The following is a 19,835-nucleotide window of genomic DNA, read 5'->3' as shown; positions in this document are numbered from 1 at the left end:
TTATGAAAATAACGATACAATTAACCGGCTTTATAAACAATATTATGTTGTATAATCCGGATGATTCCAATGTCACTTGTTCTGAAAAAAATCGCTTAATATTAAAAACACAACCCAGGCTTATTATTAATTTAAAAAAATAATTTTTGATGAAAGAAACACACCCTCATTATTCCCATTCTTTATCTGCAATATCAACTCTATAGTTACTTTTTCTACCATCATTGAAAATATAAACGGACAGAAATAACGCTCCGTCATGCAACTGTAGCAATTTATCTTTCAAAAGTTTCTTTTTTGAGTTGATACAATATCTTTAATCTCTAAGAATTGTTATCCGATAATAATTCTTCTCATGCAACACATGATTCTGATATTCAGCAGGCTCTTACCCGGAAGACACTTAAGAAAGATGATTAAAAAATGATCTTAACAGCCCCGAAAACATATATACAATCATGCTCAAAAAAATAGTTCCAATTCTTCTCATAATAATATACCTAACAGGTTTTTTGATTTCATTTCCTTATATCTTTGATAATTTATTTGGTCCTGAAAAATTGGATAGTATCCGGAATATTTTTGAGTATGGAATTATGTTTTGTTCGTTTCTTGTATTCAACGCATTTCTCTTTAAAAATAAATATACATCCATTATTGCAGTTATCCTATGCTTATTATTAAGTCTTAACTTTCTTATTTCAGCCTCCTGCTTTCTTATTTATCATTCCGGATTCAATATAGGAATGGCCATAAGTATTGTAGAGTCTAATGTGAACGAGGCTATGAGTATGTCTTATATGTTTATCCTACCTGGTATTTTATGTTTACTATTTTGGGGTATAATGCTATATACGATCAACTATCTGAGAAAAAGCGTAGTTACTTTCAATTTCAAGTTCATATTTATTGCATTATTGTGGCTTATCATGCCATTCATTTTTTTCCTCAAACATAGATATGTAAGTAATAAAGGTGGAGGAAGCATGATTAAAAATGTATACTATCATTATACTGATTTCCGCATTGCACAAGATATTCAGGAAGATATCAATGCCCTCACAAAGAATATTCCGGTTTTTAATATCAAAAAAATACAGCCAGGAATAGAAAATGTAATTTTAATCATTGGAGAGTCTGAGAGAAAACAAAACATGTCATTATACGGCTACAACAAGAAAACTACTCCTTTTACGGATCAGCAGGCCGGAAATATGATGATTTTTGACAATGCTGTTTCTCCTGCAGGAATTACCAATCTGAGCGTTCCTTTAATGCTGTCCAGCATTCATCCGGATGAGTTCAGATACCGTTATGACAAGCTATCCTACAATATCATTAATCTGGCCAACCAAACCGGATACAATTCTTTCTGGCTTAGCACACATGCGAGCGCAAGAGGAATAACAGCCATCGCATCAATGTCTAAAAATAAAAAATGGGTAAACGGCTATGATGAAGTGATTGTTCCGGAACTGGAGAAGGTGATTCAGAAAAAAGAAGATAAATTTGTGGTTCTCCACATCATGGGAAGCCATCCGAATCCCTGCAACAGGCTTCCTCCCAACTGGAATTCTGAGAATTTAAACTGCTATGACAGCTCTATAAAATACACGGATTATGTTTTCAATAATATTTTCCGAACATTAAAAAATACCAATTCTGTAGTCATCTATGCTTCAGACCATGGAATTAAAATACAGGGTGACAAATTACTGCACGTAGACTCTAAAGAATCTACTCAGGTTCCGTTTTTTGTATGGTATGGTGATAAGGTTCCTGCAACGTATAGAATCACCGGACATGAAACCAAACAGACCCAAACGACTTATATCTATCCTCTGATTATGAAATACATGGGTCTTGAGGCCCCTCAGCATTATAAAAATGAAGAAAATAAATATTTAAATTTGGAAATGAAAAGTATGGAGTATGAAAAGCTGCCGGAATAGAATATAATCTTCCTTTGAAAGAAAATCTATACCAAAACTATTCTTTTATTGATCAAATAAGCAACCAATAAATTAGGAACCCAGCACAACCAGGCAACGGCAATATAAGAATTCTCAGGATCACCGGTAATATTGGTTAGCAATGGATACCACAATCTCAGTGTCACCGCGGCAAAAGTACAGGCATAGCTGTAAACCATGAACTGTTGATGCATCACAACATTTCCTTTTCTTATCTGCCCAACTGCCATAAGAGTCGTCATCAGCCAGATGCATCCTAAACAGATAAATCCAATTGCGGAAATCAGTCCGCCATTGGCATAAAAACCCATATAAACAGCTGAAACGGAACTTATAACCACTGCAATCACATAGATACTTCCAAGTTTCCTATGGATCTTGAGATATCTACTCCTGAATGAACTGCCAAACTGACGCCAACCAATAAAAAGTGCTAGACCTCCGAAAATGATATGGGCAAAAAATGCAGTTTTCCAGATAATATTATGAAGTATTTCTGGAGATTTGGAACCTAAAAAGGTATGTTTATGCTCTACAAAAGCATAAAGAAGAGGATAAGCACCAATAAGCAATGCCAACGCACACATGATTACAAATAATAATTTTCTCATAGAAGTCTGATTCAATTTTTCTGTAAAAATGAGGATTATAAATGCTTCATCTGTTCCAAAATGAAAGATGGAACAAACATTTAAGTCACTAAAATAAAACAACTTACCTTTAATAAAATCAATAAGTAAAGTTATTCCATACTAATACTCTGACTTTTTAAAAATTCTCTCGGCGAACAGTTCATGTATTTCTTAAAATTCCGGTTAAATGATGTTTTTGAGTTAAATCCACTCTCAAATGCCAATGAAAGAATTGTAAACTTTCCATTTTCAGGTAATACTGCTATTCTCTTGAATTCTTCAATCCGCTGCCTGTTGATATAATCGTAAAAATTTCTATTTTCAACAAAATTGATGGTTTGAGAAAGTATATTCGGATGGACACCCAAAAGTTTTGCAACATAATTAAGGTTCAATTCAGGATCTTTATACAGTTTTTCCTTCTCCATCTGAATCACCAGCTTATTATAAATATCCTGTATTGCCTCTTCCCCTGCAAAGGTTTTCTCATATTTTGGAACTTCGGGATTATTTTCAACTGTAATCTTTTCAATAGCACCCTCAGTTTTTACCTCTGAATAATCCAGAATCCCCACCCAGCTGATTCCAAAATAAGCTGCAACCAGGATAAACAAAACAACCATAGAAAAAATAAGAATATTGTTTCTTATCATAACGGCAATCCATATCAACGCTATGCCAATAATAAGATAATACACCCAGTTCAGATTGATTTTCTCAGTATTTGAATATTGGTCGGAGATTTCTTTTCTATATCTTCTGACTGCAAGAAGGCTTAACCCTACATACAAAATTCCCGAGAGAATCATAAGAATTTTGATTACCTCGCTCAATGTTTCATATCCTTTTCCTTTATTCTGATATACTGCTGCTCTATCCTCAGGAGAGAGCAGTAAAAACTGAGATAAAGCGATGTAGATCAGCAGAACCGGAAACCAATGCAGCAGCCAGATCTTTCTACCTGAATGGTTGGTGACACACAAAATATACAAATACAACATCGGACCATGCATAAAAGGAAATGGAATCTCGAAACCAATGAGAGAAGGAAAATTCAAATAACCATCTCCACGAAACAAAACAAAGAAAATAAGATGCATTCCTATGATCATAAACCATATTGCCAGCACATAGTCTGCAGTCACCTTCTTAGATTTCCCAAATATCAGAAAAGATGAAAAAAAGGCAATAAAAATTCCTGCCCAATAAAATAATGATGATAAAGATTGTAAACCAAGATCAGACATCAAATAGATAGATTATCAAGGCGTTAAATTATTCATTTTTTTAACATATATGACTGTTTTTAATAGGTTTTCCTGCAACAGCTACATGATCAGGCAAATAAATTAAGAATATTTTAATTCACAAATCTCGAATTTTAATTTATACTTCGTAATTTTATCATGGTTTTAAACGTTTGGATTACCTTATAAAACAAAGTATACCGGAATATTAAATATGATTTTAAGCATATTTAATATTAAACTTTGTTAAAAGTGATTGACTTTTTAACAAAAAGTATATTTTTGCACAATTATTGATTTAGTCTATTGATTTTGGAAATAATTTAAACGAAATAAATAATTATAAACTTTTAAAAATTTAAAATTATGTCACAATCGTACGAGGTTATTTTCGAAAACAACAAAAAATGGGTAGAATCCAAAGTAGCTGAAGACCCGAATTTCTTCAAAGAACTTGCAAAAACTCAGCACCCTGAATTCCTTTATATCGGATGTTCAGACAGCAGAGCCACAGCAGAAGAATTGATGGGAGCAAAGCCGGGCGAAGTATTTGTTCACAGAAACATTGCCAATGTTGTCAATACTTTAGATATGAGTTCCACAGCCGTTATTCAATATGCTGTAGAACATCTTAAAGTAAAACACATTATAGTGTGCGGACATTATAACTGCGGTGGTGTAAAAGCAGCGATGACTCCTCAGGATCTGGGATTATTGAATCCATGGCTGAGAAACATCCGTGATGTTTACAGATTGCATCAGACAGAGCTGGATTCTATTGAAGACGAGAGCAAGCGTTATGACAGACTTGTAGAACTTAATGTTCAGGAGCAGTGCATCAACGTAATCAAAATGGCCTGCGTACAGGAAAGGTATATTTTAGAAGAACAACCTATTGTACACGGCTGGGTATTTGACCTTAGAACAGGTAAAATCATTGATCTGGAGATTGATTTTGAGAAAACCTTAAAAGACATCCAAAAGATCTACAATCTTACAGGTTCAGATTGGGTAATGAGCAGAAAGACCAAGTAGTTTTTCTAAAAAGAATGTAAAATGAAATTCTGGAGTATTATTGTATTAACGTTTTTTCTGAATTTTACAGCGCTGCCAGGCATTGCTGCGGTAGCGGGCTGGGATATTGCAAGAACGAATATCATAATCAACGAAGAAGAACCACATTCTCATCCGTCCTCATTCATTGTTTACGAAAAAACTATTCCGAAACCTTTGGATGTTTTCGATTATCTGAAGTTTTCCGAACCTGATTTTCAGGGCGTTTCTTTTGTACTGATAGATGATTCTTTTCATTTATCACCTTTACTTACTATATTTTCTCCCCCTCCGGAAGCGTAACTCCTATAGTTAGATTTTTTTGATACTATTTCCATATCATTTTTTGATATCGGATACACACGTACTTTAAAAATTATTTTTTCTCAACTTTTTATAATTGACTTATTTAAAAACAAATAAGCCGGTTATACTTTACAGCTTCACATTATGAAAAAGACATCATTAATAGGAGGAATCAAGGAGAATTTTCCTTCAGGACTCGTGGTATTTTTAGTAGCACTTCCGTTGTGTTTAGGAATTGCTTTAGCATCAGGTGCTCCCCCATTATCCGGTATTATTGCGGGTATTGTAGGCGGTCTGGTAGTAGGAACAATCAGTAATTCTAATATCTCAGTTTCCGGGCCTGCAGCAGGTTTAACGGCAATTGTTTTAACAGCTATAACAGATCTTGGCGCATTTGAGCTTTTCCTTTGTGCAGGGATTATTGCAGGACTTATTCAATTGGTTTTAGGATTTGTAAGAGCAGGAAGCATTTCCAATTACTTTCCCAATAACGTGATTGAAGGAATGCTTGCAGCCATAGGAATCATTATTATTTTAAAACAGATTCCGCATGCTTTAGGATTTGACAAAGATTATGAAGGTCATGAATCTATTTTTGATAATGGTTTAAACTTCGGATATTTTACAGAATTATTTGGGGCTATCCATCCGGGAGCCATTGTTATTACTTTAGTTTCAGTAGCAATTCTTATCGCATGGGATAAAATCCACGTTCTGAAAAGGATGAAAATGCTTCCGGGAGCACTGGTTGCCGTAATTGTAAGCATTCTTCTGAATCAACTTTTTAAGATGTCCGGAAGCTCTCTGGCTATCCAAACCCAGCATTTGGTTTCTTTACCAGTTCCACAGACTTTTGATGATTTCAAAAACCTGATTACCACTCCGGATTTTAATGGTTTCACAAATCCCAAAGTATGGATCGTGGGAGCAACAATTGCTATTGTAGCCTCCATTGAAACGTTACTTTGTATTGAAGCATCAGACAGACTAGACAGGCAGAGAAGAATTACAGATACCAATCTTGAGCTTAAGGCTCAGGGAATCGGGAACCTTATCAGTTCTTTTATCGGTGGTCTCCCAATGACGTCTGTTGTGGTAAGAAGTTCTGCCAATGCTAATGCAGGAGCAACATCTAAAGTATCGGCTATTATTCACGGGATATTTTTATTGATCTGTGTGCTGTCTATTCCTGTTGTTTTAAATTTAATCCCATTGGCTACCTTGGCTGCGGTATTAATTTTAGTAGGATATAAACTGGCAAAGCCCGCTACATTCAAACATTTCTGGCAGTTAGGAAAATTCCAGTTTATTCCGTTTGTAGCAACAGTGGTAGCGGTAGTGGCAACAGATTTATTAAAAGGGGTCGGAATTGGTCTTACCATCTCTGTTTTCTATATTCTTCAGGGAAATATGAAAAGAGCTTATTATTTAAGCAGAGAAAGGCTGGATGATGCAGATGGAATTAACATAAAACTAGCTGAAGAAGTTTCATTTTTAAATAAAGCAGCGATCAAAAAAACACTTAAAAATATAAAACCAAGCTCAACGGTGATCATTGATGCCAGAAGCACTTCATACATCGCAACGGATGTACTGGAAATGATTCAGGATTTTGCCAATATCCGTGCAAAGGAACAGGACATCAATGTAGAACTTCTGGGCTTTAAAACTTCATACAGAGATTACGAAAGAAGTGAGGATTCCCATATTCTGGTTACTCACAAAAGAGCCATGTAATCTCCATTTACAATTAATTTTTTTAACTTTAAATTCGAAAACAATACATAATATGAAAGCACATACATACGAAACCCAGTCTACTATCACTCCAGAGAAAGCACTAGAATTCTTAAAAGAAGGAAACCAAAGATTTGTAAACAATCTTAAAGCAAACAGAGACCTTCTTGAACAAGTGAATGCTACCCGTGAAGGGCAATGGCCATTTGCAGTAGTTCTAAGCTGTATAGACAGCCGTACTTCTGCCGAGCTTATCTTTGACCAGGGATTAGGAGACGTTTTCAGTATCAGAATTGCCGGTAATTTTGTTAATCAGGATATCCTTGGATCTATGGAATTTGGCTGTAATGTTGCCGGTTCCAAGCTTATTGTAGTTTTAGGCCACACGAAATGCGGTGCTTTGAAAGGAGGCCTTGATGCGGCGCAGATTGAAGGATTGGGAATGGATAACCTTAACCACCTGATCAATCATTTCAATCCTATCATCAATGAGATCATTGAAGAAAATGAAGAACGTTCATCAAAAAACAGTTCTCTTCTTGAAAGGCTTAACCATCAAAATGTAAAAAGCGCTATTGAAGACATCCGTAAGCAAAGCTCAACCCTTAAAAACCTTGAAGCAGAAGGTAAAATTAAAATTGTTGGTGCCAATTATGATGTTGAAACAGGTGCAGTAAGCTGGTTATAAAAGATGAAACTCATTAAAATTCAATTATAATTTACAGAAAATGCCATCGGAATCCGGTGGCATTTATTTTTTATCATAATTTAGATCCCAACAAATAAAGCTCAGACTCGCCTGTAACCCGCCATCTGGAATCTGCTGCCTGTTTTCTATTTCCCATTAAATGCAGACATCGTATTATTCAATCCTGCAAAAACAAAAGAAAGGCTCGCTTTTGAAAAAGTTTCAATTCTCTCGGTAAGCTTTGCTCCTTCTTCCTCATTCCAGGTTCCTAATACATAATCTACCTGTCGTCCGGCAGAAAAATCAGCAGAGATTCCGAAACGAAGCCTTGCATAATTCTGAGTCTGCAATACTTCATTAATATTTTTAAGCCCGTTGTGGCCTGCATCAGACCCTTTTCCTTTCAATCTTAAAGTTCCGAAAGGCAAAGCAAGATCATCTGTTACAATCAATACATTCTCCAAAGGGATATTTTCTTTCTGCATCCAGTATTTCACTGCATTTCCGGAAAGATTCATGTAGGTATCAGGTTTAAGGATAAAAACTTTTCTGCCTTTATGTTTTCCTTCTGCCAGCCAGCCAAAGTTGGAGGTATTGAATGATACTTCAAGTGTTTCGGCTATTTTTTCAGCTACTTTAAATCCTATATTATGTCGTGTATTTTCATATTCAGAGCCTTTGTTACCAAGCCCTACAATTAAATATTTCATCAGAAATTTTTTGCAAAATTAAGGTATAAAAAATAAAAACTCAACCTTATGAAAGATTGAGTTTGAATATTGTTAAAAAAGTCTTCTATTGTGGTTTATAGATGTAATTAACGCCGTATCCTTTTGTCATGTAAGTCTGAGGATCATAAACGTAATTGGTACTCTTTACAATTGGAGTTGGAATTGGCGGCGAAAGATCTGTCACCGACCATCTCTTAGGATTGTTTGGAGATAAAATTAAGCTTTCTTTATCATTGATTACTGTAGATAATAGTCTTGAAATCTTATATACATGTGGCAATAATGTGAACGGACTTACCTGATCATCATATGCATAATACTCATAGTTATATTTTCCTGTAACAGCACCAAATGCACCTCCTGTCATTGTTCCGTAGTGTCTTACCACTTTAGATACGTTATCTCCTACATACGTGTAAGCTGTTTTGGAGTAATCTGTGAAAACAAGTGGCACTCCTGCTACGTCCGGACCATTCTTCATGATGATAGAATCCAGTTTTCCTGTAGCTGTGCTATATTTGATACTGTAAAGAGTCTTCTCTTTTTTCAGTAATGTCTGTGGTCCCGGCGGATCTCCAGGTATTACAGGCGGAGGTCTTCTGAAGATAGAACGGTTTTCAGAAATAGTCTGAAGCTTATTGTTATTGACGTAAGTAAATAACTGAGTGTATGATACACTGTCCTTATCAAGCTTTCCGTTTCCGTCAAGATCCAAAAAGCCGTTGAAATTAATCTGGCTGATCTTATCTCCACTGTACATAATATTAGTAACTGAAGCACTGTCTGTAAGCACTTTAGTTACAAGAAGTCCACTGTACTGATATTCTGCGATAGTATCTTTATCTGTAATTTCTCTGTATAATGCTCTGGGACCGCTTAATCCCCCTGTATTGTTAAGATCCAACAATGGATTTCCATCCTCATCCAGCATATCCTTGCAGGAATGTATTGAGGAGAATCCTGCGATTAGTAAAATAAAATAGAAAATTTGCTTCATTTCCTTGTAATTGATTATTTTTTTGACAAATATAATTTTTTTTACCTAAAAATTATATGATTATTTTATATTCTGGTAAGATTAATGATTATCTCTCTCCTATAAATTTTTATAGGTGAAAACAGCATTCTGATTTTTCTCTACAACCACATACCCTTGATTATCATAAGAATAACTCTGAGCTGTATTCACTGAAGGAGCAGGTGGCGGCAATTCTATATACATTGAAGTAGGATTGTTCGGAGAAATCTTATAGAACTGAGCCGGATTTATCAGACTTCGTGTGATGAAATAAACCGGTGAAAGTGTAGAGTAAGGGCTTTTCTGAGCGTCATAGTTCTGAAAGCTATATTTACTTACTACTGCAGTCCCCATATTTGGGTTTCCGTTGATATCCAATATTCCTTTGGAACAAACTACCTGAATAACATTTTCTCCGTTATACACGAAAGTATAATCTATAAATTTGTTATAAGCACTGATTCCACCTTCCTTTCTCTTCTCTAGAATCTTAGTAAGTTTATTGGTCGTTGCATTATAAGTAAAAGTATAGTCACTTATTACAGATGCTGATGGAGTGGCTCCCGTTGCAGTAGAAGTGGCATTATAAATCTTTTTACCTGTAGGATCAGGAACAATATTAAATTCATAAACCAGACTGGATGTTGCAGAGCTTACATATTTAATTTTTGTGATATCCTTGTTGGTATACGTTACTGTTGCTGTATAAAAAGCACCTGAAGCAGATTCATCTTTAGAAACCGCAGTCTGTAAATCTCCGGTTACTGCTGCTGTAGCATATTCTTCCTGAGAAGTATTATTAGCACTCACTTTTGCTAAAACCTTTTTAGGCGGCGGCCCATCATCCGGGTTCGGGATAGATTCTGTGGGATCTGAGGTAGTATTACATGCTGCCAGCAGCCCAAGAAAAGCAATACAGGCAAACATTTTTAAAAAATAGTTTTTTACCATATAGAATTTTTTTAGCTTGTCCAAATATAATTCAATTTTCGATAATACACTTCAATTTATACGGACAAATTCACAAGAAATAGAGTTAATAAACAAAAAAAATCTAAAAACATAACGTTTTTAGATTTCCTATTATTGTATGATGATGAAAATTAATAAGGCTGCAATATGGATGTTGTCAAAACAGATTGTGACATATCGCTATTAAGGAAGGCTGTATCAACCGCTTTTCCTATTCCAAGAGTTGTTCCTGAAATGGCTCTTTTTATACAGGCAACTTTAACGGAATACTGATTTTTAGGATTAAGATTAGTAAGAGTAGCATTAAGGTTAAAAATCTTATAAGCACCGCTGTCTCCCAATAATACATCCGTTCTCACTGCTCTAAGGGCATTATCCACAAAAACACCACAGGCAAAACTCGCAGAATTTGTTCCCGTTTTCTGAACAGTTGTCTGAAATGAGAAAGTAGCCTTATTCGTGCCGTTGGTTACGGAGAATGTATCCACAGTTCCAGGAATTACAGTCCAGCCTCCAGTTAGGTCCTCTCCATCATTATAAGGATTAGTTGCTCCACTACTTCCAGAAAAACTTACTCCGGTTTTGTCCGAAACGGTGTTGATGGAAAAAACAGACATACTTCCCTGCCCATCTGCAATTTTAATGGCTTTCCAGTCATTTGTTCCTAGATCCGTGTTGTTGTGAAATATATCACCCGCTGTTCCGGCAGAACCTTTCAGCAGATCAGTCCCTCCGGTTCTTAATTCTTTTCCTACATTGAGATCTCCATTTACATCCAGCATATTAGTCGGATTAGGAGTATTAATACCCACTTGAGCATTTGCTGCAACAGCTAATAAGATTGATGTTACAAATATTATTTTTTTCATAATCCGTCTTAGTTTATAATGGTGTTAAATACTTCCGGAACTTCATATACATCTACTTTAAGAGAAGACTGTGAGATAAAGCTGTTGATATTGCTATACACATTAGTTCCTATAGTAAGGGTATTTCCTGCACCTGAAGCTCCATAAGAGCCCAATCTAGTACAGGCAACGTAAACCGAATGATTTCCCTGGGAAAGATTATCTACAATTCCGATCTGGGTATGCGTAAGGAACGGATATGAAGTGGTAATGGCCTTTAGATTTCTCTGTCTCAGATTCACCAGTTTATCATCCACAAAAATACCGCATGCATAATCTATGGAGTTATCTGTACTTCCTGCACCCATAAAATCTGCCTGTACTACTGTTTCAAACTGAAAGTATGCCTTACTTTGAGTACTGTAAACAGTTATGGTTTGTGAAAGTCCGTTTATTTTTTTAAAATTTGTAAGTGTGCTATACTCTTTTCCCTTAGTAAAGGTTCCTCCTCTTGAGGCCAACCCTACCGAAGAATTTTCTGAAGAAGAAAAGGTGACTCCTACTTTATCAGAAAAGGAGTTATTATAGATCAGATAAAATTTATTGGGTTCATATTCAGGAATACGGAGTGATTTCCAGATCGGAGCAAAGCCTTCTCCCTGAGAAACAAGAAGCTGGTCATTATTTCCTTGAAATATGCTGTTATCAGTAGCATTAAGGACAGCAATTTTATTTCTGAAATTCACATCTCCGTTTACATCAAGTTTTGCATTGGGAGTCTCTGTTTTTATTCCTACCTGAGCTGTTGCAAAAAGACCTATGGTAAGAAGAAGCGTTGATAATAGTTTTTTCATCATTAGTTGTTTTTATAGCTCACATATTCGATAACATCCATTTTCATGGTAGATTCCAGCGTAAATGCACTGGAAGCACCATTTGAGGCCTCTACATTTCGTCCGATGGCAAATTGTGAAGTAGAACTTGAAGTATCAATCTTTCTGCACGCAATTTCAATATTGTGAACTCCTACAGGAACGTTCTGCTCTGTATAATTAAGAGTAAAAATATAATCCTGAAGACCAGCTTTTCCACTGTTATTATTAGAAGCAATTCTATCCGGACGTACCGCTACCAATGCCCCGTTTCTGAAAACACCGCAGGCAAATCTCACATTCTGTATCGTCGTAGAAGAGGATGCTTTCATTTCAATTCCTGTCTGGAACTGATAGGTAAGTCTGTTCTTTCCATTTTTGATGGTAAAAGTATTGTCAAGCCCGCCAATCTTTTTCCAGTTGCCTTTCGTAATATCAGTAATATTATCTCCAACTTTGTTAGTATAGATACCATCACCGGCAACACCATCTGTAAGTGATATAATACCCGCTTGATCCGATGACAGATAAGAATTAATCAACTTATACTGTCCCTCTTCCATAAAGGAAATGTTCAAAGACTTCCACACGGGAGGCAAACCCTCACCCTGAGAAACCAAAACCTGGCCGTTTAACCCGGCATTCCCAGCCTGAGTTGAATTCCCGCCTACTCTAAGTTCTTTTCTTAAGGTGGTTTTTCCGTTCACATCAAGAACAGATTTAGGTTTTGCAGTACCTATTCCCACCTGTGCGTTAGCGCAGAATGAAAGAAGTCCAGCCGCGCAGCAATATATAATTTTTTTCATAATAAGGACTGCAAAGGTACACAATGAAGTCCTAAAAATTCCAGTTATACATGCATAAACCTATAGAAATAAACATATTACAACATAGAATTAATCACACACAAAAGTAGAATTATTACTACATAACTCCACTTTTTACGTTAAAAAAAGATCTATTAATGTCTCAAACCCTTACTGTACGGGAATTTACAGGATATTTTTAATCATAGAAAAGTGACTTCAACCCCCTTAAAACAGCCTTAATTCCCTCCTAAAGGAATATTAGCCAATAAAAACATGATAACAATCACAAAAAAGCGTATAAAAATTTAAGATTTTTATACGCTTTTCACATCTTTTACAAATTTGTTTACAACAAATGAAACCTATAATTTAATTATGTTCAATAATAGCTTTTAGGAGCATATTAACCTCATCTACATTTTTCACCCTTTCCTTCCTCATCATCAGTTGATTACCTTCTTTTCCGGACTTCTCTTTAAGCTGTGCTTCAGCTGGATTTCGGGTTAAATAATTAATAATATGCCTGAATCTATCCGTCTGGTAGAATTTATCCTGAGGATTTCCCGGGAAATATCCTAAGAACACTCCATTTTTCATAACAATCTTCTCAAAACCTATATCGGCTGCAAGCCATTTCAGAGAAACACTTTTCAACAGATTGACAGCTTCTTTCGGTAATGCTCCAAAACGGTCAATCAGCTCAAGTTCAAACTGATGAAGATCCGCTTCATTATTAATTTCAGCAATTTTCTGGTACAGCATCAATCGTTCCTCCGTATTGGAAATATAGAAATCAGGTAACATCAGCTCCAGATCAGTATCGATATTGACATCTTTCACAGATTTGAAAAGCTTTTGTCTGTCTTCCTCGTTTTCAAACAGACTTTCAAAGTCAGCATCATCTTTCAATTCTTCCAGTGCCTCCTGCATTAGTTTCTGATAAGTTTCAAACCCCATTTCATTGATAAATCCACTTTGTTCAGCACCCAAAAGGTCACCGGCACCACGAATTTCAAGGTCTTTCATTGCAATCTGGAAACCACTTCCCAGATCGGAAAACTGTTCAATGGCTTCTAAACGTTTTCTGGCATCGGAAGTCATCATATCATAAGGAGGTGTGATCAGATAACAGAATGCTTTTCTGTTACTACGTCCTACCCTTCCTCTCATCTGATGCAGATCCGCCATCCCAAATCGCTGGGCGTCATTGATGAAAATGGTATTGGCGTTCGGAACATCCACCCCACTTTCTACAATGGTCGTAGATACAAGAACATCATATTTCCCTTCCATAAAATCCAGAACATTCTTCTCCAGCTGTTTACCTTCCATCTGCCCATGTCCTGTGATCACTCTTGCATCCGGAACCAATCTCTGAATAAGCCCTGCAATATCTTTCAGATTTTCAATCCTGTTATTAATGAAATAAACCTGCCCATCCCTCTGAAGCTCATAAGAAACGGCATCACGAAGAATCTCTTCATTGAATCCTATCAATTGTGTATCTACAGGCTGTCTGTTCGGTGGTGGTGTTTTGATAACAGATAAATCTCTTGCCGCCATTAATGAAAACTGTAAAGTTCTTGGAATAGGAGTAGCTGTCAGTGTAAGTGTATCCACATTATTTTTAAGTGTTTTCAACTTATCCTTTACTGAAACTCCAAACTTATGCTCTTCATCAATAATCAACAGGCCCAGATCTTTAAACTTCACAGAACTGCTTACCAACTGGTGTGTTCCAATGATGATATCTATTTTTCCATTCTTTAAAGCATCTAAGGTCTCCGATTTTTGTTTCGCCGTTCTGAATCGGTTGACATAACCTACATTTACAGGAAAATCTTTAAGTCTTTCTTTAAAACTTCTGTAATGCTGAAAAGCAAGAATAGTTGTAGGAACCAATATAGCAACCTGTTTACCGTCTGTCGCCGCTTTAAATGCCGCGCGGATTGCAACTTCCGTTTTACCGAACCCTACATCACCACAAACCAACCTGTCCATAACGGTATCAGCTTCCATATCTTTCTTTACATCCACTGTTGCTTTTTCCTGATCTGGAGTATCCTCATAGATAAAGCTCGCCTCCAGTTCATTCTGAAGATAAGAATCCGGAGTATAAGCAAAACCTTTTGCCGTTTTTCGCTGTGCGTATAATTGAATAAGGTCAAAAGCAATCTGTTTTACCTTCGCTTTTGTTTTTTGTTTCAGGGATTTCCAGGTAGGAGAACCAAGTTTGCTCAAAACAATCTCTCTTCCATCCGGTCCGTTGTATTTCGAAATCTTATGCAGGGAGTGGATACTTACATATAATAAGTCTCCGTTTTTATAAGTCAGTTTGAAACATTCCTGAATCTTACCATCATTATTTACTTTTACCAACCCCATAAATTTTCCGATCCCGTGATCAATATGGGCAATATAATCACCAATTTTCAAAGACATCAGATCTTTCAGTGTAAGTTGTTCTGATTTCGCAAAAGTATTCTTCGCCTTATATCTCTGATAACGGTCAAAAATCTGGTGGTCTGTATACACAAGAAGCTTGTGTCCGTTGTCTACAAATCCTTCATGCAGTTCAGATTTAAAGCTTTTAAACGGAAGTTCATGTTCCAGTTCTTCAAAGATAGACTCCAGTCTTTCTTTTTGCTTTTCTGTTGAAAAGGAAATCCACGTATCAAATCCGTTATTCTGTTTTTCTTCAATATCTTCAATCAGCAGTTCAAAGTTTTTATGAAAAGAAGGCTGAGGAAGCTGTTCCATCTTAATCTCAGTAATTTCCTTCACACCTTCAATCACTGATCCGCCAAAATCAATTGTTTTAAATTTTTTATAATCGAATAAAAACTCCTGATCAGAAATAAATAGCTCCTGAGGAGTTCTGTGTGAAATATCTTTACTTAATGTATCATATTTTTCCAAAGACTTTTCATAGAATGTTCTGATCTTCTGCATTCCTATCATTCCATTTTTAGAAACTACAAAGCTTTCATTTGGTAATAGCTGCAACAATGACACTCTGCTTCCTGTAACAGAGAAATTCATATTGGAAACCAATTGAAAATCCTTTACCTTATCTACAGAAAGCTGGGTTTCGATATCAAAAGTTTTAATGCTTTCCACTTCATTACCAAAGAATGTAATCCTGTATGGCTTTTCGTATGAATAAGAAAATACATCTACAATTCCTCCTCTTACAGAAAACTCTCCCGGTTCTGAAACAAAATCTGCCTGCTGAAAATGGTAATGAGTAAGCAGTTCGTCTACAAAATCAAAATCAAGCTGGTCCCCTACTTTTATGTGATGAGAGATGGCTTTAAAATCTTCTTTTTTCAGCACCTTTTCAGACAAAGCTCCGGCATAGGCCACAATGACTTTCGGAGATCTCCCGGAATTGATTTTATTTAAAACTTCAGTTCTTAAAACCAGATTGGCATTTTGTGTTTTTTCTACCTGATAAGGCTCAAGGTGAGTAGCTGGAAAATACAGCACCTTATCTTTACCAAGAAGATCTTCCATCTCAGTATTGGCATACAATGCATCCTCTTTATCATCTACCAGATAAAGAATATTTTTCTTTTGAACTAAAAAAAGCTCAGCCACAAAAATAGAAACTGAAGATCCTGCACTTCCCTTTACGGCAATATGCTGACTGTTTTCTAACTGGGTGAAAATTTCTTTCCCGAACTCTTTCTGCATCAGATCTGGAAGAAACTTTTCGTTGATGGATTTTAATTGCATAAATAGTATTGGTATAAACGACAAAAGCGATTTCGGGAGTTTTCCGAAACCGTTTATGATACACAAAGGTACGGATATTTTTTTCTTTCATTAAAAAACCGGATACTTTCGGATTTAAAATGAACAACTTAGCATAATAAATCTTAATTTTTTACAAATTTATTTAAGAACCCGTTAAAAAACCCCAATTTTTCCCCCATGGCATAGTGTTTGGGAATTTAAGCCTAACCAAACATTTAAGTATTATGAAAAAAGCAATTAAAATCTTAGGAGTTATGATGCTGTTGGTATTTACAGCATTATCTTTTTCGTCGTGCAGTAAGGATGATGATCCGGTAAACAATGAATTCTTTGCAGGAACATACAAAGGCAGTGTTTCTTATAAAGATGGCGGCTCTACCAATATAAGCACAGATAACGGGAGTGTTTTTGTAACGAAAATCGCCAGTGGTACCAAGTATAATTTCGCTTTCTCAAACAGTATTCCGGATCTTAACGGAATTGAGTTTAACCAGGAAGGAGATCATACTCTTGTTATGATTGGTTCTACAGCAACCTCTTATATCAGAATTGACAACAATACGTTAAAAATACTCTACGCAAAGGATGGTAAAACGTGGACAGCCAACTGTACGCGCTAACCTCCTGTCTATTTATATATTATTGCAAGCCTGTTTTCATCTGAAGACAGGCTTTTCTATTGTAAATGAAGTGTTTTAATTTTTTTTTAAGCAGTAATAAACTTTAGTTAAGTTTAAAAATCCAACTTTTCCAGCCTGCTTTTTGCATATCTTTATTCAACAAAAAACAAACAGTAATTCTTATGAAAAAATTATTATCTGCAATGTCATTGATCCTTGGATTAGGACTTGCAACTGCTCAGCAGACTGCTCCCGCTACAAGCACTCAGGCTCATGCACCTGTAAAAACTACAGTGAAAGCCGCTAAACCTGCAGAAGTAAAAACTGCAAAACCAGCAATGGATGCAAAAGCAGCGAAGCCTGCACAACCGGCTGCCAAAATGAAAAAAGACGGCACACCTGACAAGAGATATAAAGAAAACAAGCACCTGAAAAAAGATGGTACTCCTGATAAAAGGTACAAGGTGAATAAATAAGCATAACATTAACATATAGTTGTTATTTTCATAATCAAATTTCGAAAAGCCGGTGGAACTTGTTCCATCGGTTTTTTTATGTGAAGCTTCGTAAAAAATGATTCCATATTCTCTACTTATTTATAAATTTGACCCATGTTAAACTTCTTCAAGAAAAATGCGGCTTTGATCTGGGCAAAAAAACACGTCCAAAAAGCGGAGGATTTCAAAAAAAATGCAGAGAAAAATCAGGAGGATTTATTACTTTCTCTAGTCAATACGGCTCAAAAAACACTTTTTGGCCGGGAACATGATTTTGAAAACATCCGTTCTGTGAAAGATTTTCAGGACAAAGTTCCGGTAGCAGATTATGAAGATCTTAAAACTTATATAGAGCGCGTAAAAAAAGGACAGGCCAATATTTTATGGACAGAAACTCCTGAATACTTTGCCAAAACTTCAGGAACAACTTCCGGATCTAAATATATTCCGATTTCCAAAGAAGGAATGCCGCTTCAGGTTGCCGGTGCCCAAAGTGCCCTATTTCATTATATCAGTAAAAAGAATAATGCAGACTTTGTAAACGGAAAAATGATTTTTCTACAGGGAAGCCCTGAGCTGGAAGAGGTTTTCGGAATAAAAACAGGAAGATTATCCGGCATTGTAGCGCATCATATCCCTAATTATCTGCAGAAAAACCGTCTACCAAGCTGGGAAACCAATATTATGGAAGACTGGGAAGCCAAAGTAGATAAAATCATTGAAGAAACGGAGCGCGAAAACATGACCTTGATCTCAGGAATTCCGCCATGGCTGATCATGTATTTTGAGAAGTTAACAGAAAAACACGGCAAAAAGATTAAACAGCTTTTCCCGAATCTGCAGCTTATCGTTACCGGAGGTGTCAATTACGAACCCTACCGTGATAAAATGGAGGATCTTCTGGGAGGAAAAGTAGATATTATCCAGACATTTCCCGCTTCTGAAGGCTTTTTTGCTTTTCAGGATGATTATACAAAAGAAGGTCTTCTGCTCTTGACCAATCATGGGATTTTCTATGAGTTCATTCCTTTGGAAGAATATGGCAAGCCTGGCGCAAGAAGATTAACATTGAAAGAAATCGAACTTCAGAAAGATTACGCACTGATCCTTACCACCAATTCCGGACTGTGGGCTTATTCTATCGGAGATGTTGTAAGATTTATCAGCAAAGATCCTTACAGGGTTCTGGTAAGCGGCAGGACCAAACATTTTACTTCAGCATTCGGGGAACACGTGATTGCTTTTGAGGTGGAAGAAGCAATGAAAGCTACTCTTGAAAAATACCCTGCACAGATTACAGAATTTCATCTTGCCCCACAGGTAAATCCGGGTGAAGGACTTCCATATCACGAATGGCTGATTGAATTTGAAAAGGAACCGGAGAACTTAGAAGTATTCAGAGATGAGCTGGATCTGCAGCTGAGAGCAAGAAATACCTATTATGATGATCTTATTTCCGGAAATATTTTACAGAAGCTGCATATCTCCACACTTAAAAAGAATGCCTTTCATGAATATGCCAAATCCCAGGGAAAATTGGGAGGCCAAAACAAGACTCCGAGATTGGCTAATGACAGAAACATTGCAGATATCTTAGAAATTTACAAAAAATAATCATATTTTTTCAATTCCAAAAACGTATATTCGAAAAAAATTATAAATTTGAAAAACTAAAAGAAAATAATGAAAGCATCTGTACTGTTGAAATCGTCTTTACTAACATCTTTATTTGTTATTACATCTTGTGCTACTACAAAATACAGCGAAGATATTTCAAAAAATAATTACTCCAATCTTGAAGCCGGAAAGATATACAAAGTAACGATGAGAGACGGCTCTCCGAAACAGACCATCTTATTCAGAAACATGGTGGGTGATAATCTTGTAGGTACAGCAGGTAAGAAAGACAGTACGGAAGTTGTTATCCCTAAATCCAATGTAGCAGCTGTAAAAGACAGAAGAAAGGCAAGAATTGCTGCCGGGGCTACTCTTATCGGGGCTGCAGGTGTTGCTGCCATCGTAATCAGTTCTTCAAGAGCTGACTAAAATAGATTTTATCTTTTGAGGTATATT

Annotated in this window: 18 protein-coding genes; 9 read left to right on the top strand and 9 right to left on the bottom strand. The window is 36.1% G+C overall.

All coding sequences use genetic code 11. The features are described from left to right. Positions 1-746 precede the first annotated feature (746 nt). Entirely contained in the window at positions 747-1,952 is a 1,206-nt protein-coding gene (locus tag ACLMCG_RS13525; RefSeq protein ID WP_413959904.1) for a phosphoethanolamine transferase, read from the top strand. A gap of 26 nt (positions 1,953-1,978) precedes the next feature. Here the strand turns inward: ACLMCG_RS13525 and ACLMCG_RS13520 are convergent, their stop codons facing one another. Together ACLMCG_RS13520 and ACLMCG_RS13515 are read right to left on the bottom strand one after the other, a co-directional pair. After that, entirely contained in the window at positions 1,979-2,584 is a 606-nt protein-coding gene (locus ACLMCG_RS13520) for a DUF2306 domain-containing protein (RefSeq protein WP_413959903.1), read from the bottom strand. A gap of 131 nt (positions 2,585-2,715) precedes the next feature. After that, positions 2,716-3,852, bottom strand: a complete 1,137-nt coding sequence (locus ACLMCG_RS13515; protein ID WP_413959902.1) for a helix-turn-helix domain-containing protein — start codon at positions 3,850-3,852, stop codon at positions 2,716-2,718. Between the two features lie 366 nt (positions 3,853-4,218). On the opposite strand from ACLMCG_RS13515, the gene ACLMCG_RS13510 reads away from it, so the two are divergent. The 4 genes from ACLMCG_RS13510 to ACLMCG_RS13495 all read left to right on the top strand — a co-directional run bounded on the left by ACLMCG_RS13510 (position 4,219) and on the right by ACLMCG_RS13495 (position 7,636). Continuing rightward, positions 4,219-4,887, top strand: coding sequence for a carbonic anhydrase (locus ACLMCG_RS13510; RefSeq protein WP_223598448.1), 669 nt, complete (start codon positions 4,219-4,221; stop codon positions 4,885-4,887). Positions 4,888-4,908: 21 nt separating this feature from the next. Beyond that, a complete protein-coding gene (locus ACLMCG_RS13505) occupies positions 4,909-5,208 on the top strand; it encodes a hypothetical protein (protein ID WP_047380370.1) in 300 nt (99 codons plus the stop codon). Between the two features lie 147 nt (positions 5,209-5,355). Continuing rightward, positions 5,356-6,948 (top strand): SulP family inorganic anion transporter, encoded by a 1,593-nt coding sequence (locus ACLMCG_RS13500; protein WP_223598447.1) that lies wholly within the window; start codon positions 5,356-5,358, stop codon positions 6,946-6,948. Between the two features lie 52 nt (positions 6,949-7,000). Next, positions 7,001-7,636: a carbonic anhydrase gene (locus tag ACLMCG_RS13495; protein WP_213277796.1), complete on the top strand. Its 636-nt coding sequence runs from the start codon at positions 7,001-7,003 to the stop codon at positions 7,634-7,636. A 146-nt stretch (positions 7,637-7,782) separates the two neighbouring features. On the opposite strand, the gene pth is transcribed toward ACLMCG_RS13495, so the two are convergent. The 7 genes from pth to mfd all read right to left on the bottom strand — a co-directional run bounded on the left by pth (position 7,783) and on the right by mfd (position 16,624). After that, positions 7,783-8,346 carry an aminoacyl-tRNA hydrolase gene (pth, locus tag ACLMCG_RS13490; RefSeq protein WP_223598446.1) on the bottom strand — a complete coding sequence of 188 codons (564 nt, stop codon included), beginning with the start codon at positions 8,344-8,346 and terminating at the stop codon, positions 7,783-7,785. An 85-nt stretch (positions 8,347-8,431) separates the two neighbouring features. Beyond that, positions 8,432-9,364 carry a hypothetical protein gene (locus ACLMCG_RS13485; protein ID WP_413959901.1) on the bottom strand — a complete coding sequence of 311 codons (933 nt, stop codon included), beginning with the start codon at positions 9,362-9,364 and terminating at the stop codon, positions 8,432-8,434. A gap of 99 nt (positions 9,365-9,463) precedes the next feature. Beyond that, on the bottom strand, positions 9,464-10,336 hold the full coding sequence (locus tag ACLMCG_RS13480; protein ID WP_413959900.1) for a hypothetical protein: 873 nt from the start codon (positions 10,334-10,336) through the stop codon (positions 9,464-9,466). A gap of 152 nt (positions 10,337-10,488) precedes the next feature. Next, positions 10,489-11,226, bottom strand: a complete 738-nt coding sequence (locus ACLMCG_RS13475; RefSeq protein ID WP_413959899.1) for a hypothetical protein — start codon at positions 11,224-11,226, stop codon at positions 10,489-10,491. An 8-nt stretch (positions 11,227-11,234) separates the two neighbouring features. After that, a complete protein-coding gene (locus tag ACLMCG_RS13470; RefSeq protein ID WP_413959898.1) occupies positions 11,235-12,059 on the bottom strand; it encodes a hypothetical protein in 825 nt (274 codons plus the stop codon). Between the two features lie 2 nt (positions 12,060-12,061). Then, entirely contained in the window at positions 12,062-12,883 is an 822-nt protein-coding gene (locus ACLMCG_RS13465) for a hypothetical protein (RefSeq protein ID WP_223598441.1), read from the bottom strand. 372 nt (positions 12,884-13,255) lie between these two features. Then, positions 13,256-16,624, bottom strand: coding sequence for a transcription-repair coupling factor (gene mfd / locus ACLMCG_RS13460; protein ID WP_223598440.1), 3,369 nt, complete (start codon positions 16,622-16,624; stop codon positions 13,256-13,258). 245 nt (positions 16,625-16,869) lie between these two features. Here mfd and ACLMCG_RS13455 point away from each other — a divergent pair, with 245 nt between their 5' ends. The 4 genes from ACLMCG_RS13455 to ACLMCG_RS13440 all read left to right on the top strand — a co-directional run bounded on the left by ACLMCG_RS13455 (position 16,870) and on the right by ACLMCG_RS13440 (position 19,808). Beyond that, positions 16,870-17,265, top strand: coding sequence for a hypothetical protein (locus ACLMCG_RS13455; protein WP_223598439.1), 396 nt, complete (start codon positions 16,870-16,872; stop codon positions 17,263-17,265). A 182-nt stretch (positions 17,266-17,447) separates the two neighbouring features. After that, a complete protein-coding gene (locus ACLMCG_RS13450; RefSeq protein WP_413959897.1) occupies positions 17,448-17,741 on the top strand; it encodes a hypothetical protein in 294 nt (97 codons plus the stop codon). A gap of 135 nt (positions 17,742-17,876) precedes the next feature. Next, positions 17,877-19,376, top strand: coding sequence for a GH3 auxin-responsive promoter family protein (locus tag ACLMCG_RS13445; RefSeq protein WP_413959896.1), 1,500 nt, complete (start codon positions 17,877-17,879; stop codon positions 19,374-19,376). Between the two features lie 69 nt (positions 19,377-19,445). Beyond that, the gene (locus ACLMCG_RS13440; protein ID WP_223598437.1) at positions 19,446-19,808 is read left to right on the top strand and encodes a hypothetical protein; all 363 of its coding nucleotides are present in this window, start codon (positions 19,446-19,448) and stop codon (positions 19,806-19,808) included. The last annotated feature ends 27 nt before the right edge of the window (positions 19,809-19,835 follow it).

This window comes from Chryseobacterium sp. S90, from assembly GCF_047444895.1.
Lineage (GTDB): Bacteria > Bacteroidota > Bacteroidia > Flavobacteriales > Weeksellaceae > Chryseobacterium.
The sequence above is the reverse complement of the archived record's forward strand: the minus strand, read 5'-3'. Positions and strand labels throughout refer to the sequence as shown.

Bases quoted from the DNA above. Each gene is read 5' to 3' on its own strand.
- ACLMCG_RS13525 (WP_413959904.1), top strand. From the start codon at position 747: ATGGCCATAAGTATTGTAGAGTCTAATGTGAACGAGGCTATGAGTATG.
- ACLMCG_RS13520 (WP_413959903.1), bottom strand. From the start codon at position 2,584: ATGAGAAAATTATTATTTGTAATCATGTGTGCGTTGGCATTGCTTATT.
- ACLMCG_RS13515 (WP_413959902.1), bottom strand. From the start codon at position 3,852: ATGTCTGATCTTGGTTTACAATCTTTATCATCATTATTTTATTGGGCA.
- ACLMCG_RS13510 (WP_223598448.1), top strand. From the start codon at position 4,219: ATGTCACAATCGTACGAGGTTATTTTCGAAAACAACAAAAAATGGGTA.
- ACLMCG_RS13505 (WP_047380370.1), top strand. From the start codon at position 4,909: ATGAAATTCTGGAGTATTATTGTATTAACGTTTTTTCTGAATTTTACA.
- ACLMCG_RS13500 (WP_223598447.1), top strand. From the start codon at position 5,356: ATGAAAAAGACATCATTAATAGGAGGAATCAAGGAGAATTTTCCTTCA.
- ACLMCG_RS13495 (WP_213277796.1), top strand. From the start codon at position 7,001: ATGAAAGCACATACATACGAAACCCAGTCTACTATCACTCCAGAGAAA.
- pth (WP_223598446.1), bottom strand. From the start codon at position 8,346: ATGAAATATTTAATTGTAGGGCTTGGTAACAAAGGCTCTGAATATGAA.
- ACLMCG_RS13485 (WP_413959901.1), bottom strand. From the start codon at position 9,364: ATGAAGCAAATTTTCTATTTTATTTTACTAATCGCAGGATTCTCCTCA.
- ACLMCG_RS13480 (WP_413959900.1), bottom strand. From the start codon at position 10,336: ATGGTAAAAAACTATTTTTTAAAAATGTTTGCCTGTATTGCTTTTCTT.
- ACLMCG_RS13475 (WP_413959899.1), bottom strand. From the start codon at position 11,226: ATGAAAAAAATAATATTTGTAACATCAATCTTATTAGCTGTTGCAGCA.
- ACLMCG_RS13470 (WP_413959898.1), bottom strand. From the start codon at position 12,059: ATGAAAAAACTATTATCAACGCTTCTTCTTACCATAGGTCTTTTTGCA.
- ACLMCG_RS13465 (WP_223598441.1), bottom strand. From the start codon at position 12,883: ATGAAAAAAATTATATATTGCTGCGCGGCTGGACTTCTTTCATTCTGC.
- mfd (WP_223598440.1), bottom strand. From the start codon at position 16,624: ATGCAATTAAAATCCATCAACGAAAAGTTTCTTCCAGATCTGATGCAG.
- ACLMCG_RS13455 (WP_223598439.1), top strand. From the start codon at position 16,870: ATGAAAAAAGCAATTAAAATCTTAGGAGTTATGATGCTGTTGGTATTT.
- ACLMCG_RS13450 (WP_413959897.1), top strand. From the start codon at position 17,448: ATGAAAAAATTATTATCTGCAATGTCATTGATCCTTGGATTAGGACTT.
- ACLMCG_RS13445 (WP_413959896.1), top strand. From the start codon at position 17,877: ATGTTAAACTTCTTCAAGAAAAATGCGGCTTTGATCTGGGCAAAAAAA.
- ACLMCG_RS13440 (WP_223598437.1), top strand. From the start codon at position 19,446: ATGAAAGCATCTGTACTGTTGAAATCGTCTTTACTAACATCTTTATTT.